The organism is Paenibacillus sp. W4I10 (assembly GCF_030816325.1).
In the GTDB taxonomy this organism is placed as follows: Bacteria; Bacillota; Bacilli; order Paenibacillales; family Paenibacillaceae; genus Paenibacillus; species Paenibacillus amylolyticus_B.
In genome coordinates this window covers 5,533,712-5,551,648 of sequence record NZ_JAUSXX010000001.1, presented here as the reverse complement: position 1 = coordinate 5,551,648, position 17,937 = coordinate 5,533,712, and the positions used below count along the sequence as shown (strand labels likewise).

Annotated in this window: 13 protein-coding genes; 1 reads left to right on the top strand and 12 read right to left on the bottom strand. The window is 47.6% G+C overall.

What is annotated here, in order from left to right:
* Positions 1 to 73: 73 nt before the first annotated feature.
* Positions 74 to 3,493, top strand: coding sequence for an InlB B-repeat-containing protein (locus QF049_RS24990; protein WP_307541427.1), 3,420 nt, complete (start codon positions 74 to 76; stop codon positions 3,491 to 3,493).
* Positions 3,494 to 3,543: 50 nt separating this feature from the next.
* On the opposite strand, the gene QF049_RS24985 is transcribed toward QF049_RS24990, so the two are convergent.
* From QF049_RS24985 to QF049_RS24930, 12 genes are all read right to left on the bottom strand, one after another.
* The gene (locus QF049_RS24985) at positions 3,544 to 4,650 is read right to left on the bottom strand and encodes a TolB family protein (protein WP_307541425.1); all 1,107 of its coding nucleotides are present in this window, start codon (positions 4,648 to 4,650) and stop codon (positions 3,544 to 3,546) included.
* Positions 4,651 to 4,710: 60 nt separating this feature from the next.
* The gene (locus QF049_RS24980) at positions 4,711 to 6,216 is read right to left on the bottom strand and encodes a sensor histidine kinase (protein WP_307541422.1); all 1,506 of its coding nucleotides are present in this window, start codon (positions 6,214 to 6,216) and stop codon (positions 4,711 to 4,713) included.
* Positions 6,213 to 6,923 carry a response regulator transcription factor gene (locus QF049_RS24975; protein WP_307541420.1) on the bottom strand — a complete coding sequence of 237 codons (711 nt, stop codon included), beginning with the start codon at positions 6,921 to 6,923 and terminating at the stop codon, positions 6,213 to 6,215. The genes QF049_RS24980 and QF049_RS24975 overlap by 4 nt, the downstream gene beginning before the upstream one ends.
* Before the next feature lie 432 nt (positions 6,924 to 7,355).
* On the bottom strand, positions 7,356 to 8,234 hold the full coding sequence (locus tag QF049_RS24970) for a helix-turn-helix transcriptional regulator (RefSeq protein WP_307541418.1): 879 nt from the start codon (positions 8,232 to 8,234) through the stop codon (positions 7,356 to 7,358).
* Between the two features lie 197 nt (positions 8,235 to 8,431).
* Complete coding sequence (locus QF049_RS24965) at positions 8,432 to 9,841, bottom strand: MATE family efflux transporter (protein ID WP_307541416.1); 1,410 nt, start codon at positions 9,839 to 9,841, stop codon at positions 8,432 to 8,434.
* Positions 9,842 to 10,077: 236 nt separating this feature from the next.
* Positions 10,078 to 10,941 carry a carbohydrate ABC transporter permease gene (locus QF049_RS24960; RefSeq protein WP_051154087.1) on the bottom strand — a complete coding sequence of 288 codons (864 nt, stop codon included), beginning with the start codon at positions 10,939 to 10,941 and terminating at the stop codon, positions 10,078 to 10,080.
* Positions 10,942 to 10,995: 54 nt separating this feature from the next.
* Positions 10,996 to 11,877: a carbohydrate ABC transporter permease gene (locus tag QF049_RS24955; protein ID WP_307541414.1), complete on the bottom strand. Its 882-nt coding sequence runs from the start codon at positions 11,875 to 11,877 to the stop codon at positions 10,996 to 10,998.
* A gap of 38 nt (positions 11,878 to 11,915) precedes the next feature.
* Positions 11,916 to 13,235 carry an extracellular solute-binding protein gene (locus QF049_RS24950; protein ID WP_307541411.1) on the bottom strand — a complete coding sequence of 440 codons (1,320 nt, stop codon included), beginning with the start codon at positions 13,233 to 13,235 and terminating at the stop codon, positions 11,916 to 11,918.
* A 115-nt stretch (positions 13,236 to 13,350) separates the two neighbouring features.
* Positions 13,351 to 14,145, bottom strand: a complete 795-nt coding sequence (locus tag QF049_RS24945) for a response regulator transcription factor (RefSeq protein WP_307541409.1) — start codon at positions 14,143 to 14,145, stop codon at positions 13,351 to 13,353.
* A complete protein-coding gene (locus QF049_RS24940) occupies positions 14,135 to 15,907 on the bottom strand; it encodes a cache domain-containing sensor histidine kinase (RefSeq protein WP_307541407.1) in 1,773 nt (590 codons plus the stop codon). The genes QF049_RS24945 and QF049_RS24940 overlap by 11 nt, the downstream gene beginning before the upstream one ends.
* Before the next feature lie 328 nt (positions 15,908 to 16,235).
* Complete coding sequence (locus tag QF049_RS24935; protein WP_307541405.1) at positions 16,236 to 17,063, bottom strand: carbohydrate ABC transporter permease; 828 nt, start codon at positions 17,061 to 17,063, stop codon at positions 16,236 to 16,238.
* The gene (locus QF049_RS24930) at positions 17,063 to 17,929 is read right to left on the bottom strand and encodes a carbohydrate ABC transporter permease (RefSeq protein ID WP_036606633.1); all 867 of its coding nucleotides are present in this window, start codon (positions 17,927 to 17,929) and stop codon (positions 17,063 to 17,065) included. The genes QF049_RS24935 and QF049_RS24930 overlap by 1 nt, the downstream gene beginning before the upstream one ends.
* Positions 17,930 to 17,937 lie beyond the last annotated feature (8 nt).

Sequence of the window (17,937 nt, the reverse complement as noted above, 5' to 3'; positions counted from 1 at the left end):
TGAATTAGAAAGATAAGGTGGATCAGGAATAAGCATAACGTAACATATTTAAATGAAAAATGGGGATGAGATCGTGAGTTTAACACTATTCAGGAAAGTAAGCATCATATGGTTGGTATTCCTGATCGGACTAAGTGGTCTATGGAATAATATCAGCATAGTACAACAAGCGCATGCCGCAGCCGCAGATCCCTACCTTGGTGAGATCAGATTATTCCCTTACAGAGCGGTGCCCACAGGATGGATGCCCGCCAGAGGACAGACGCTCTCTTTAACCCAAAATACAGCCCTCTACTCGTTGCTAGGCAATAAATATGGCGGTGACGGAAAATCAACATTTGCCTTACCTAACCTTACCAATGCTGCACCAGAAGGGATGGGCTATTACATAGCTATGAATGGTGTATTCCCTTCCCGAGACCCCGATGTTTTATACACCCGAAATGCTGTGTTAGGCGAGGTTCGCCTATTTCCATATTTCTTCTCTCCCACAGGTTGGTTAACTGCTGAAGGGCAGAGCGTTAATACCTCCGTATATTCGGATCTATATGAAATGATTGGTACAACCTACGGATCAGACACACCGAATGAATTCAAGTTGCCTAACTTCCCAGAGATTAATGGTGTACATTACGCTATATTTACAAACCCAGCTAACCATGCCGAGAATGGTACAGGTAACGAGTACATTGGTGAGATCATTCCCATGTTAGTCAGTCTTTCAACAAAAAACTGGATATTGGCGGATGGTTCCACTCTTGGCACTAACGATAATCAGCCCCTGTTTAGTCTGTTGAGCACCAGGTTTGGGGGCGATGGTCAGGTGAACTTTAAAGTACCTAATTTGAACAGCAGCCAATCCGACTTGGTTTATTATGTTGCTAACGCAGGAGCGTTCCCCAACTTGGACGGTGGGCAGCTTCCGGAAGCAATCGAAGACACCTATACCACGAATCAAAACTCCACTTTGGCTGAGTCTGCACCAGGCGTGCTTTCCAATGATAGCGACGGTTCTACTGCTATTTTGAAAAGTGGGCCGATGAACGGAACATTGGTAATGAATGCTAACGGGGCATTTACTTATACTCCGAACGCCAATTATGTGGGAAGTGACAGCTTTACCTATAGTGCCAGCAATCCATGGGGTACAAGTATTCCGGTGTCAGTGACCATAACGATTGAGCAAACCACTCCTCCTATAGTCAACGGCATATCTGACGGTGGAATATACAATCAAACGGTAACACCTACATTTAATAGTGGTACCGCGTTTCTGAATGGTGCTGCATTCACAAATGGCACTACAGTTACGGCTGACGGGGTTTATACATTGGTGGTAACTAACAGTATTGGCAGTACAACGTTGAATTTTTCCATTGATACAGCAGCTCCTGTTGTACTGGGTGTCACTGATAATGGAAAATACAATGAAAGCCCAACAATCACTTTTAATGAAGGAACAGCCACTCTGAACGGTTCACCCTTCAGCAGCGGAGAAACGGTTCAATCTGAGGGAGAATATGCACTGATTGTTACCGATAGTGCGGGCAATACCACAACCTTACATTTCAGCTTTTATACGCCGCGAACGATCAACTTTAACAGTAACGGCGGTTCTGAAGTAAACGAACAAAAGGTGTCTTACGGTGACAAGGTTATGGTTCCAGCAGTTCCAACGAAAGCAGGATACACCTTTGCTGGATGGTATACCGATTCAGGTCTGAGTCAGGCTTTTGATTTTGACAATACCACCGTTACCGCTGATATCACTCTGTATGCGAAATGGACGGTCAACTCCTATACTGTTAATTTCGATCCTAATGGTGGTTCAGTCGTTGCTGATCAGACGGTCCCATATGGTGATTTGGCGGCTGCACCTGACATTCCAACCAAAGCAGGACACACTTTCGGTGGATGGTTTACCGATTCAGGATTGAGTCAGGCTTTTGATTTCGACACTACCGCCGTAACCAATGATCTCACTTTATATGCGAAATGGACGGTCAACTCCTATACCGTTAACTTCGAAACTAATGGTGGGTCATTCGTTCCTGATCAGACAGTCACGTATGGTGAGTTGGCGGCAGCTCCTGATGATCCAACCAAAGCAGGACACACTTTCGCAGGCTGGTATACTGAGCCTGAATGGAGTACGCCATTTGACCTGAATACTAGATCGATTGTCCAGGACACCACATTGTATGCAAAATGGGCACCAAACACATATAAGGTAACGTTCAATACAATTGGAGGATCAGCAGTATCCGATGCAGCTGTTGAATACGGAAAGAAACTTTCAGCACCTGCTTCGCCAAGCCGTTCCGGCTATACATTTGCAGGCTGGTACGCAGACCCCGAGTTGAAGACTCCATTCAACTTTGCTCAAACAGAGATTACAGCCGATTTGATCTTATATGCCAAATGGAGTGTTAATTCCACGCCACCAGCAGGTGGTAATGATGGTAACAGCAGCGGCGGAGGCTCTGGTAACCAGAATAACAACGGGTCGAGCGTTACCCCTTCGCCGCCTAATACCATAGCCCATTCGTCCACGAATGGACGTTTAACACTTGCTGCGGGGCAGGCTGGGCAAGTGAGTTTGGGTGATGGCATCACTGTAACCATCCCGGCTGGAGCAACTAATCAAGAAATGAAGATCACGATTGACCAGATTACAGATTCTTCGGACTTGCTAACTAATCAGACTATACTAATCAGCCCGGTATATGAGTTACTTAAGAATGTTCAACAGAACTTCACTAAATACGTAACCTTGAATCTGGCATTTGATACATCAAGCTTGCCAACCAATCACCAGGCTGGGCTATTCTACTTTGATGAACAAAACAAGTTGTGGATCTCTGCGGGAGAAGCTTCAATTCATGACAATCAAGTCAACGTAGACGTAGACCATTTCACCAAATTTGCTGTTTTTGCGGTTGAACAACCCAAGGCGCCAGCAGAGATTGCATTTAGCGATGTCAACGGGCACTGGGCGGAAGATTTCATTCAGGAAGCCGTCCGTGAAGGTATCGTAAGTGGATTCTCCGATGGGTCATTCAAGCCTAATGCATCCGTTACGCGTGCTGAATTTACGGTGATGCTAATGAATGCACTGCAAACAGAATACACAGAAGCCGCAATATCTTTTACCGATCATGCAAAAATAGGAGCTTGGGCACAGTCTGCTGTAGCTCGTGCAGTGAAAGCAGGATTTATTCAGGGGGACACTGAGGGGGCTTTCCGCCCAAATGACGCTGTAACCCGTGCCGAGATGGCTGTCATGGTAGCCGATGCGTTTCAATTAAAAGCGATAACTGGCACAAGCTCAACCTTTGCTGACGACGCACAGATTCCGCTTTGGGCCAAAGCAGCTGTCGCTGGCATGCAAAAAGCCGGGATGCTGAACGGTAAAGGGCTGAATACCTTTGCTCCAAGTGATAAAACTACGCGTGCAGAAGCGGTCAAATTACTGTTGAACACAAAGAATTAGTGCATATCTAAAAGCCTGTTCCTTCCCGGGAACAGGCTTTTCTGATTGTTTCATTCGGAGATCGTAATGACTGAGGTTACAAAGTGATACGATTCATTCTCCAATACCGCCTGCGATAACAGGATTTTATTGCCTTCCGGGCTCCAGGCGAGCGGGTCAGAAGCGTTGTCCATATCCGCCGAGATCTGGTACTGTTCTGCCGACTCCGTGTTGGAGACAAACAGCCCTTTCTCATTATCATTCTCGGAATTGATGGTGTATGCAATCTTGGAATCATCACCCGACCAGCTTGTGCCGAAAATCTGTGTGCCTCTGGCGAGCGTAGCCTTCTCATTGCCTTCCAGATCGGTGAGCACCAGCGCCCGTTTGGTATCCGCTGTTCTTTTCACAATCGCAAGCCTTGTTCCATCATTAGAAGGGATGACCCACTCCACACTTTTCAGCACCTGTTTCACGTCACCCGTCTTCGCATCGTATGCATTCAACTGGCCATCTTCGCCCGTAATATAATAGAGCATATTGCCTGACACCTCGATACTCCGCACATTGAAATTACCCGTCTCCACCAGTACCTTTGTTGTACCGTCCACACTTGCCGAGATCAGATCACCCTTCATATTGGGGAAAACGACATGTTCATTATCCAGCCATGCACCCTCTTGGATGAAGCCATCCTCCTTACCAGCAGGAGTTGTCTCCCCATTATGCAGGTTCAGGAAGTAGCCTTTGCCCGTATTTTCCTCCGGCTCCCGATAGAATAAGTACTGACCATCCGGTGACACCAGCGGTGCACCCAGGCTGGCTTCACTTTCCTTGAGCGGCGTGTCTGTGCCTTTCGTCAGATCATACATATATAAGTTGTGCGGGTATCTTTCCTGACCTTCAACCGTGACGGGTTTCAGGGACTTGTTCTCTTTGTCGGATACAATCCAATCATCACTAAGCCATGCGATCCCGCGCATATTTGGAAGTTTATCGATTTTCTCCAGCTTAAAGCTCTGGTACACGGACGTGTTGGTATTATCTTTTACTGTAATGTCGGTGCCCGTTTTCCCACCTTGTGCGTTGCCCCCCGGCTCCGTTGTTCCCCCGCATGCCGCTGTCGTTAACAGGGCAATGGCTCCGCACGTGCCCAAAGCTGCTTGTTTCCAATTCATGATGGTCCCCCCTGGTTTCTCTTGCTATACACCAAGCATACACATCGCATACTTCCAAAGTTATTCAGACTTGTTTCGAACTTGTAAACTTGAATCAGCCAAAGGGAACATGAGCTGGAACGTCACACCTTCCCCAGCTTCTGGATCGCCCGACAGCAGGGTGATTGTACCGCCCTGTTTTTCAACAAACTGCTTCACGAGAGATAGCCCCAGTCCGGTTCCACCGGTTTTTCTGGCTCTGTCTTTGTTTACGGTGTAAAAGGGTTCAAAAATCTTCTCCCGCGCCTCTGCCGGAATCGGCGTACCCGAGTTGTAGATGCGAATGATCGCTTGACGCTCCTGCATCCGTAGTTCGCTCTTCACCCGGATCACACCATCCGGAATGTTATATTTGATGGCATTATCCAGCATGTTGATGAAAATATGCATAAGACTCTCCCGGTCGCTACGGATCACCGCCGGTTCAAGATCCAGTTCCATGTTCAGCGCAAACTTCTCCGCTTTCCCACGCATCCGGCCACAGGCATCCTCCAGTAGAGCACTGACCTCTACATCTTCGGCCTGGTTCTCGAAGTCATACTTCTCCAGAGCAGATAAATGTAGTACTTTCTCCACCATCTCGTACAGCCGCTCCGTTTCTTTGCCAATGTTACTCGTGGCATCATCAAGAAGTTGCGGATCATCCTTGTACATGTCGAGTAGCTCCACATAAGCTTTGATCGATGTCAGCGGTGTCTTGAACTCATGGCTGATGTTACCGATATATTGTTTCTGCTGCTTTTCCAGCGCCTGAAGTTTCTCAATCGCTAGTTGCAGCTTCTGCTGCTCCGCATGCATGGCTGTGATATTTTGCTGAATGGATGTACTCATATAATAGATGCCCTGCCCCAGTTCGCCCAACTCATCCTTGCGCTTTAAAGGAGACTCCGTAATGTAGTTCCCTTCGCGAATGGAATCTGCAGACTTTTTCAGCCGGGTAATCGCGACAGCAAACCGATTGTAGAACAGATACCCCAGAATGAAGCTCAGCGCCACAACCGCAATCCCTGCCCACATAAATAGTTGAAGGATACGGGCATAAAAATCTTGGTAACTCTGGACCGGATACTGTATCCACACGGCACCCATCTGCCCATCCGGACCGTCCAATGGTGCAGCGTAGAGCAGGGTGTCCCCTTGTTCATGATAGGCAATTTTATTTTGCAGCGCATAGTCTAACGTTTCCTGAACGAGTTCACTCTCACCGGAGGCGAAGGATGCTCCCACCTGCTGACCTGTCATGTTATAGAGTGCTATTGGCAATCCGGTAGAGTTGGCCAGTTCCTGTGCCAGCCTGCGGCCATTTCGCTGTAAAAAAACGTCCTGATCGAGATGAACGGACTCGGTGTAGTAGGACTGTCGCACATTCAGATTCACCAGCCGTGTCTGCTGTGATAGAATACCTTCAATCTGTGACTGCTGATTGCGTTCAATACCGCGCAGGACCAGTGAACTAAGCACCACCACGGTCAGGATAAGCAAGGCTGCCAGAAAAACACTGAACTTCAGCTTGATGCTGACTCTCATACAACCCCGCCTCTATCAGGTGCAGATGCTTTGTAGCCAATCCCATATACGGTCTGCAATTTTTGCTGATCCGTATCTCCGATTTTTTTGCGCAAACGCTGAATGTGAATGTCCACGGTCCGTGTGCCACCTGCATATTCCATGCCCCAGACCCGATCCAGCAGATCATCTCGTGTGTACACACGCTCGGGATTGGACATGAGAATGGTCAGCAGGTCGAACTCTTTTGGTGTCAGATCCAGCTTTTCCTCATTCACGGTCACCGTGCGGTGAGCAACATGAATACGCAGTGTGCCATTCAAGATGGCCTGATTCTTCGAATCGTCAGGCGGTGGACTGCTTTTCTCAACACGGCGCATGAGTGCTTTTACCCTTGCGAGCAGTTCACGGATCTCGAATGGTTTGGTCATGTAATCATCGGCACCCATTTCAAGGCCAACGATTTTGTCCACGATATCATTTTTGACGGTCAGCAAAATAATGCCGATATCCTCGCGGTCCTCCAGCCTGCGGCATACCCCGTATCCATCAAGCCTTGGCATCATCACGTCCAGAATCATGACCTGTGGGTGAAACGATGCGACCTTGACCAAGGCCTCTTCGCCGTCACTCGCAGTCTCTACTTCATATCCTTCGCGCCGCAGCGCGTAAGCAATGGCACTGACGATGCTTGATTCGTCATCTACCACGAGCACTTTTTTATTCATGGGATTCATCCTCTACGTTACACGAGATACCTTCAAGTGCAGTACCGTCTTCTGATCGCTGTTATCCCCGGATTTTTTGAATCAATTCTCCTAAGAGAAAATCCGGGGATAAAGGGCGTAGCATATGCTTCCGAAGTAGCTTTTTACAGAAAGCTTTGAACTTCGTTTCTTCAGACTGGCTCTGCACTCTTCGTTTTCGTGTAAAAATTCAGTTCTTTTTTATTTATGTTAGCAAGGTCTATGTTAATTAGCTATGGATGAGTTGTAATTTGTATGAAAGGTGCATATCCTCTCAGCTTGGACTTCACTTTACTTTCTTTATACCCCAAAGGCAACAAAAAGAGCCAACCCGTGATTGGATCAGCCCTGGTCTATAGATTCCCAATTCATGTTACTGATTTTTAGGCAACAACTTCTTGATCACCTCAGCATTTACTCCTCAAATGACAGATTGAGCGGCTCGTCCGACATCTCGTACTCTGTCTCCATATGCGTCAGCGGTGTGTTCAGATCAACCTCCTCGAAGCGGAAGCTGTCGACCCACGCTTTTCCTTTACCGTTCAAAATAACCCCGAATGAAATGACCGCACTGCCCTCCGGCACATCAAGCACAATACTATACTGATTCCATGGCTGCGTACCCGTAATTGGCCGATCATGCATGTTATCAAATTGAAGTACATCATGGACGTTATTATCCACACGCATCCATAATCCGCAGAACGCGTCCACATGCTCGGTCTTCACGAATCCCGATAACTTCATCCGCTTACCCACATACTTGTCCGCTCTGAACTGTTGCATCATTGTTGCGAACTCGTTAGGCTCCATCGGCGTAACGGCCTTCAAATATCCTGATGCTTTTCCCTGATGCACTTCGGCCGGATCAATGCCCATCTCATAATTCTGCGGATGACTTCCCGTTAACATCCAACCTGTAATTGTTGACGTCTGATTCATCTGTAATTCTCCTCCTCTGGTTCTTCCTTCGAATAATTTCAGATCGAACAATTTGCGAAAACGTCCTGGTGGCATGCCATATAATTTGCGGAATGCGCGGGTGAAGGCTTCCTGACTCTCAAAACCACATGCCAGCGCGATGTCCAAAATGCCCGCATCCGTCGATCGGAGGGTCGTGGACGCCAGACTCATCCGGCGATTGCGGATATAATCCACGATGGTCATGCCCACCTCATTACGGAAAATTCGATGGTAGTGATACGGCGACAACAACGCCTCGGATGCCACTTCTTCCAGCCCAATCTGCTCATGCAGATGAGTCTCAATATAAAACAAACTTTGCTGAATCATTGCACGATAACGGCTCAACTGAGGTAAAGCCCCCTTCCATATCCTTACTATACGTGAATGGTGTAACCGCCGTTTTGATCATTTTTGCTATCTTCACTTCGGTTGGCCTCTATCTCGGAACGCAAAAAAGAGCCAATCACGGATAGAATCCTGCCCGTAATTGACTCTTCTTTTAGTTATTTGCATAACATTCTTTGTCAGACAGCCGGTACCGGCTGTGCACCAACCTCTTCGTCATCATGCTCCACCAGTTCATGTTTCTCCCAAGCTCTGCTCTTCCAGCGGAAGAACATAATGACCGCACGGGTCCACTCATCCGCCGCAATGGCAAGCCACACACCAGCAAGCCCCAGATGAAGCTGGAATATGAGCAGGTACCCCAGTGGCAGACTCATGCAGACCATGGAGATCAGACCCATGTATACCGGGAACTTTGCATCCCCTGCCGCACGCAGGGAACCAATGATTACAATATTGCAGGTACGTCCGGTTTCGAGCAACAGACTGAGCAGAATCACCTGAGCACCCAGCTTGATAATTTCCGGATTATCCGTAAATATGCTCATCAGAGGCACACGGAACAGAATGATGATTACATCAATGATAACCGTGGCCAGAAGGGCCCATTTCACACTGTCAAAAACACGTTTGTACGCATCGTCTTTGCGGCGCGCACCGACAAGCCGGCCTACAATGATCGATGTCCCCATACCAATCGCCATGCTGAACAAGTAGATATAGCTAGAGATATTACCCGCATACTGCTTGGTTGCCATGGCTTCTGCGCCCAGATAGGTCACATATAGCGTGAACACGAGCTGGCAGGAATGATATACCATGGACTCCATCGCAGACGGAATGCCAATCCGCAGAATTTTGCCAATGAAATTCTTGGACAACTTAATGTAGTATTCGAAATCCACCCGTACCTCGCTCACACGATACAACAACCAGAAGAAGATCAGCAGGCAGATAAAACGGCTTCCCACCGTGGAGATCGCTGCCCCTTCCACCCCAAGCTTCGGCAGGCCGAAGTGACCAAAGATCAATGCATAGTTACCAACAACGTGAATCACGTTCATGAATACAGCAACATACATCGTTTCTTTGGTGTAACCATGTGTACGGATCGTCGCAGCCAGCGCATTAATGAGTGCCTGGAGGAAGATCCCGCCACCGACGATATTTATATACGAACGGGCAAAATCATAAATTTCGCCTTGAATATTCAGAAGTGTTAGCAATTGTCCTCCGAACAGAAGGAAGATTCCGCTCAGGAACAGACCTACGATAAGATTCAGTGTAATCGCATTACCCGTAACTTGGGCTGCTTCACTTAACTTTTTCGATCCGATATATTGTGCTACTACAATCGCAGCACCATGTCCAATGACTTCCAATACAAGGATAGCGATAGAAATAATCTGATTGGCTGCTCCAACGCCGGAGACCGCATTATCGGATACCGAGCTGAGCATGAGCGTATCCACGCTCCCCATCAACATAAATAAGAAGAGTTCCAGGAAAATAGGCCATGTCAGTCGAATCAGATTCAGATCCTTGGCATCAGAACGAAGGGACTCTTTGGTTGAGGATATTGCTGTCATTTTCTCACCTTTCCCATGTTGGGTTTAATTCTTAGGGTATGTTAGCACAGGTGGTTTGAAAATGCAGTAGTTTTGCGAAAATAGTTGAAAGTTTTTTGCAATTCCATAAATAGGTATTTTCACCGCTTTCATCTAGTCCCTTTTCCGTACGACTATCCAAGGTTTTAGAAGACAAAAAAGGCCCCTCCCCACTCGCTTTTAAGCAAGTGATGAAAGGACCTTCGACGCTCAACCTTTTAACCTTTAACAGAACCCGCAGCAATTCCCTCCACGATTCGATTACTCAGGATGAGAAAAGCAATCAGAATCGGCATAATGCTAATCATCAGCGTTGCACCAATGGCTCCCCAATCCGTTGTATATTGACCGATAAAGTTCTGTACCCCCACGGTCAGGGTCTTGTATGAATCGGTACTGATGAACGTATTAACAAAGATGAACTCATTCCAGTTATAGATCATGTTGATGATTGCCGTTGTGGAAATGACCGAAGACGTCATTGGCAGCACAATCCGAAAGAAAATCCGATGCACGGAGCAGCCATCCATCACTGCGGCTTCTTCCACTTCCCGGGGAAGCGCGTAGTAGAATCCGAGTAGAATCATAATGGTAATTGGCATATTAAAGGCAATATAAGACAAGATGACTGACAAAGGATGATCTGTGAGATGAAGCTTCAGGAACAAGCTGAACAGCGGGATCAACGTGGAGTGTACAGGGATCATCAGACCCACCATGAATAGCCCCAGCACCAGCGAACGGCCCTTCCAGCGCATACGTGTAATGGCAAAGGTCACCAGACTGGCAAACAGCACGGTAACCACCACCGAGACCACCGTAATCCATACACTGTTGAAGAAGTACAAGCTGATATTCCCCTCTGTCCATACCTTGACATAGTTTTCCCAACGCGGGGTAGCAGGAAGGGAAAAAGGCGCCATGTCGAATACTTCCTGATTATTTTTAAGCGAGAATAACAGCAGCCATACCAAGGGTAAAATTTGAAGCAAAGCTACCAGGGACAAGAGGAAATACAGTAGAATATATCCGAATCTCCTTAACCATGCCGAACCTCGGCCTGTCCCCGGGTAAGTTGGCAATCTAACGGCCGTATCCGTCTTCACCGGGATGGACCTCCTTTCATTTCACTTACGTCAGGAATACTGGATCGTATCTTTGGATGCCGTCGCTTTACGAAGCAGCCAGGTAACAAACAGACAGATCAAGAGCAGGAAGAACCCTACAGCACTGCCGTAACCAAAGTCGAAGCTACGGAACGCCTGACGATACATATAGGAGGCCATCACTTCGCTGGAGCCATTCGGTCCGCCATCGGTCATCACGTAGATGAGATCAAAATACTTGAGTGAGCCTACCACAGCCAGTACCACAGTCACCTTGATGACTTCAGTAATTAGCGGCAACTTGATTCGAAAAGCGATCTGCCAAGGGCTTGCCCCATCAATCCGGGCTGCTTCCACCAGAGATTCCGGAATATTTTTGAGGGCCGCATAATAGATCAAAATATAGAAGCCTGCATACTGCCATAGAATCGGTACGAACAGTGCATACAGCACCAGTGATGGCTCCGCCAGCCAAGCTGGCGGATTGCTGAAGCCGATCGCTTCCAGAAAGGTGTTCAGCACACCATTGCTGGGATGATAGATCTTCAGCCATAACTGAGCGATCGCGACCGAAGACAGCAGCATCGGGATCAAATATATTTTGCGGAACAGATTGGCACCCTTGATCTTGCCTGACAGCACCAAAGCAATCATCAGATAACCGATCAGACTCAGCGCAGAGAACAAAGCAAGCAAAAAAGTATGGTTTGCACTCTGCCAAAATGTTCCGTCCTGAAGCAGTCTGGCGTAATTATCCAATCCAATAAAGGTCATTGCACCGATCCCGTCCCATTGCATCAACCCATAATACCCGGTGAGCACGATTGGGATGTACACCAAGACCAGCAGCAGAAGCAGTGCAGGAAGCACGTACAACGCAGCAACGAGACGGTTGGACATGACTTTGTCCATCACATTATCCTCCCTTCAAGCGTTCAAACGTGTGTACGTCAATTGCCTTTATCAATCGCAGCCTGATGATTCTTCACAAAGTCCTCCGGTGTAACCGCTTTGCCAAACAACGCCTGAATCATATCCAGATGTGCCTGAGCGGCTGCCGGTTTCATCTGTACGTCTGCAAAGAGTGTGAGACTGCTGGCCTGATTCAATTCGTTCAGCAGGTCGATGTAGAGCTGTGGCAACTGTACTGCAGCCGTATCCACTTTGGTTGCCGGGATGACGCCTGCCTCAGTCACCGAACTCTCACCCCATTTTTCCACAAAGTATTGCACGAACTTCGCCGCTTCTTCCTTCACTTTGGAATTCTGGGCCACGAACAGCCCTACGCCTGGACCACCTACCCAGCTGTTAATATCGCTCTTGCCATCTTCCATCGTTGGGAATTTGAAAAATCCGATCTTGTCTTTGAATTCCTGCGGGATGTCCGGGTTAGTCGTGAAGTTTGGCAGTTCCCACGTACCCATCAGGTACATAGCAGCTTTTTCGTTCATGAATTCGGATTTGCCCTCATCGTTAGACAACCCGTTGAAGCCTTTGTTGAAGGCATTCATATCCACCAGTTTTTGTACCTCGGCAGCAGCTTGAGTCAGAGCCGGATCGTCAAACTTGCCAGAGCCATTGATGGCCTTTTCCAGTGCATCTCCACCTAACCGATTCGCCAGATACATATACCAGAGTGAGCCGGTCCAGCGGTCTTTATTGCCCAGTGCGATCGGAACCTCACCGTTCTCGGTCAGTGTCTTCAGCACACTCAGGAATTCATTGTACGTTGCTGGCGGCTGCAAGTTATATTTCGCAAAAATGGCTTTGTTATAATAAATGGGGGAGATATTCAACTCGATTGGTAGCGCATATGTTTTGCCGTCTATGGCATAAGCTTCTGTTGTTCCGGCTATGAATTTCTCGCCCAGCGAGTCGCTCAGCAGATCATCGACCGGTGCGAACAGGTTCCCCTTCACATAAGGCTCCAGAAATCCAGCAGCCCAAGTTACACCCACATCGGGAAGTTCATTGGATGCAGACAGGATTTTCAATTTGTTCTTGTATTGTTCATTCTCCAGCACTTCCTGCTTAATGGTTACATTCGGATGATCCGTTTGATACTGCTTGATGATATCGTTGACCAATTTGTTTTGCTGTGCGGAGCTGCCTGCTGGCCAGAGGTGCATGAATTTGAGGGTTACTTTCCCATCTGTGCCGTTGCTGCCTGTTTCACCCTCTTCATCCGAACTTGAACTGTTACATCCGGATAAAATTACGGCGAGAACCAGCGTCCATGACAGAAGAATGGCCATCGTCTTTTTGCTCATTATTCCAGACCCCCTTGGTTTTTTCGGTTAATGTAACCGCTTTAACCAAATTGTAGCACGGGCCTATTGCCTCTATAAGACCAGAACAATTTGGAAAAACTCCACTTTTTTGAGGTTATTTGTTATCTCGTTCAGATAGGGAATGCCGATATTTGCTTGGACTAAGCCCCTCAAGACTTTTAAATACCGTGATAAAATACTTATCCGTCTGATAACCCACCTGTTCGGCAATTTCCGAGATTGGCATCGTTGTCTGCACAAGCAACTCCTTCGCGCGCTGAATGCGTTTGCGGGTAAGGTATTCACTAAAATTGATGCCGATCTGTTCCTTAAACAATACGCTGAAATAACTGGAGTTGAGATGGAGCAAATCAGCGATTTCACGCATGGTCACATGTTCACCCAGGTGAGTATCCACATAGGTCAAAGCTTCACTGATCTGGCTATTTAGCCTCTGTTCCCCTCGCTCCTTAACATCTAGCAGCTTGGGGTCAACCATTTCTTGCATCGTTTGAATACGTCGCTGTTGTTCGCTGAACTTTAGGGCTTTTTCGACGGTCTGCAGCAATTGTTCCTTATCAATCGGTTTCAACATATACTCCACAACACCCAACTTAATGGCCTGCTGGGCGTATTGAAAATCGGCATGTCCCGACATAATCAGGACAACAGGCCTGTTCGAGAAATGTTGAATGGCTTCAATCAGAGACAAGCCAGAGAATTCCGGCATGCGAACATCCGTTATTAACAGATCTGCCGGTTTTTTCTTGAGCCATTCGACAGCCTCGACGCCACTTTCTGCAGTCTGAATGTGATTTCGTCCTGCTGACCATCCTTCCAATGTTTTGCGAATACCCTCTCTTGTACGCGGCTCATCATCCACGATAAGAATCGTTTTGTCATGAATCATATGCACCCTCCGTTCCCATGGGAATCTCAAAGCAAATGACGGTCCCTTCCCCAACCTTGCTCGTAATGGATAGCTTGCAACGTTCGCCAAGTTGGCTGCCAAAGTAAAGCTTCAACCGCCGATGTACGTTGATTAGACCTACACCTGTCCCCTTCTTGGACACAGCCGGCCCGCCATGTAAAGCATGAATGACAGATTGAAGCCGTAATTCATCCATACCGGGACCATCATCCCGAACCTCAATGCGAACCAGATTTTTCTCTGTCGAAGCATCCACATGGACGATTATCTTTCCTGGTCCCAGTTTACTTTCAATGCCATGGAGAATCGCATTTTCCACCAAGGGCTGTATAAGCAGTTTCGGAATGGGGACCTTACGAACCGCATCACTCAGCTGAATCTCCCATTCCATTCTCTCTCCCAATCGCATCTGCATAATGCGAAGATAACGCTCTGCGTGTTCCAGCTCGTCAGCAATCGTAACCCATTCATCCTGCTGCGAACTTGAGATAATGTAGCGAAATAATCGGGACATCGCCACAACCATACGTGCCATCTCCTCGTCTCCCTTTTCCTCAAGGGACCAATAGAATGCCTCAAGTGTGTTGAATAGAAAATGGGGATTAATCTGAGACTGCAACGCCTTCAGCTCAGCCCGGGACTGCATGACTTCCTTCTCATGAACCACACGGGTCAATTCGTTCTGCCTGTAGACCATCTGGTTATATACGTTGTTAAGTTCATTGATCTCCATCGTAGAGCTAACCATTAGATTAGGTCTCATTGCTCCCGGCTGTGCACTGCGCATGGCCCGCATCAGGCGTATGAGCGGACGTGTAATCATCGTGGAGAGAAAGAAGGACATGATCAGGAACAGAATAACACCAATGATTCCCGAAACGAGAAGCGCCGTCCTCAGGATGGATACCCCTTCCGTTGTCTCCCGCAGCGGAGTCAGCACAGCAAGTGTCCATCCCGTTAATTCAGACTTTTGCCGGACAACGATATAGGATTCCTCCCCGTTCTGCACGACGGATTCGCTGTCTAATATGGCTTTTGGATCGAGATTAATCTCCAGATCGGAAGTCACTACTTCTCCTGCACCATCCAAGAGCATGATCGAGTCCTGCGAACCATCTGCCCCATTCGAATCATTGAGTTGAAAAAAACTGCGTTGCATCCGTACCACCACATAACCTCCATGTTCGAAAGAATGATCCAGCAGGTTAATCCGCCGGATAGCCAGGAGCACACCCGGATCTTCAGGGTCAGCGCCTGCCCATACCAGTCTGCCTTTTCCTTCATCCGCCAGGTTGATCCAGTTGCGCTCCACTCTGAGATCGAGGGATCGGTCATCCATCGGAAAGATGCGGTTATAACCCGTGGTGTATATCTCCATACTCTGCGCGCCATTGATGAAAGACTGATAGCTGCCTGCAATCTGCAAGAGAGCTTGGCGCTGATTAAAGGTAGCCGGGTTGCCTTGCTTCTCATCGCTAAGCAGACGCTGCACGTATGAATCATCCGCCACCTGGGCGGTCAGCGAATTCACTTGTGCAATGAGTGCATCCAATCTGCCACTGGCCTGGACGGCAGTTTGATGAATATGTTTCTCTGCATTGCTTTTCAGCAAAGCAGCTACCCGGTCATAAGCCGATATGCCTGCAAGCAGCAGAACAACAAGCATCACCATAACAAAACCAATGAAGATCTGATTCCGAAGTGAGTTAAAATGTCCTTTTTTCCCGTGCAACTTCCCCATTCTCCTCTCTTTTTGGCATATAAAAGAACCCACCACTTTACGCCCGTGCTCTTGAAGACTGGGTACAAACGATGCCGGATTTATCTACGTATTCAGTTTTCATCGTTAAAGCGCTTGCAGAATTGAACCTTAATCTTCTTATCACTATCTTTGTTTATTGATTAAACTAACGACTAAAAAATAGCATAGTTTTACAGGTTAATCAATCCTTCTGACAGTTCCCACACGTCAAATGACAAGGATCGAAAAAAAGAGAGGGGACTCTTACAGTCCACCTCTCTTTGTTCATATCCCTTCACACATATTCTTTTCTTTGGTACATCATAAGTTATTTCACAGATCCTTGTGTAACCCCGTTGATGATCCACTTCTGCGCAAACAGGTAGATGATAATCATCGGCAGCAACGCGAGCAAGTAGGATGCAAACGCAAGGTTAAACTCGGTATTAAACTGCCCTTGGAATACATACTGTACCAGCGGCAGCGTGTACTGTCCCGGATCACTGATAATAATGAGTGGCAGCAAGAAGTCGTTGTACGTGGACAGACAAGTCAGAATACCAACCGTGGCACTGATTGGCGCCATGAGCGGGAAAATGATTTTCCAGAATGTGCCCCAGGTTGTTGCCCCATCCACAAACGCCGCTTCCTCAAGCGCTACCGGGATGGACCGGATGTATCCAACGTACACAAATACGTTAAATGCCAGGCCATATACCGTGTGCAGCAGGATCAGACCTACCAGATTTGTCATTTCCAGCGATGCGGTCAGCTTAACAATTGGCAGCATGATGATCGGGAACGGAATGAACATCGCGCTGACGAAGTAATAATACAGCCCTTTGAAAAACTTGCGTTTCTCCATATTCCGTGCAATGGCATAGGCCACCATCGAGTTACTGAGCAACGTCAAAAGCACGGTTGATGCGGTAACGATTGCGCTGTTACGGAACGATTGGAAGAAGTTTGTCATGTCGATGGCCCTCGCGAAATTCTCCCAGTGAAGTGTGGCCGGAATGGCAAAGACCGATTGGGCCATCTGTTCCGGATTTTTCAAAGCAATCGTAACGGTCATATACAGTGGGAACAGGATAAACAGGGTACCCAGCACAACGAGCAGCATAACGGGCCAATTGATTCGTGTACGGCTTCTCATTACAGATCCATCTCCCTTCTTTGCAGGAACCGGATTTGCAGAATTGAAATCACCGCAATAACGATGAAGTAAATAACCGAGTTCGCAGATTGATATGCATATTCGCCGCCTTCAAATCCGCCGGTGTAGATCAGATGAGAGATGGACTGCGTCGCCCGTCCGGGACCACCATTGGTCAAGGCTACGATTTGGTCAAAGACCATAAGTGAGTTTTTCATCGCCAGCACCATATTAATGGTGAAGAACGGGGCAATAAGCGGGAAAGTAATGCTCCAGAATTCACGCCATTTGCCTGCGCCGTCGAGGTTGGATGCCTCGTATAGTGTCGTTGGTATCGTTTGCAGACCAGCCAAATACAGAATCGTATTCAGGGCCACCGATTGCCATACTGCAACAATGACGATACCGATCCAAGCCAGACTCTCGCTGCCGAGTATGTTCGTGGATAGCGCGTTGATACCCAGATTTTGTCCCCAGATCGGGAATACGTTGGAGAACAGGTAGTTAAATATGTAACCTACGATCAGTACACTCAGAATATTGGGCAGGAAGTAGATGCCGCGGAAAAAGTTACGGAACTTGATCTTGGCATTCAGCCCGAGTGCAATGAGCAGGCTCAGAATATTGGTCAGGATCGTCACAACGATCGCAAATTTGAACGTAAACCAGTAGGCGTTACCTACATTGTCATCTTGGAACAGGTTGAAATAGTTTTTAAAACCAACAAAATCATACTCTTTCCCGAATCCGTTGTAATTCGTAAATGAATAATAGATGCCCTGGAGGGCCGGCAGGGTCATAAATACAAAGAACAATACAACCGCCGGAACCGTCATCCAGTAATAAGGTGCGATACGCTTGTTCATACTCCATC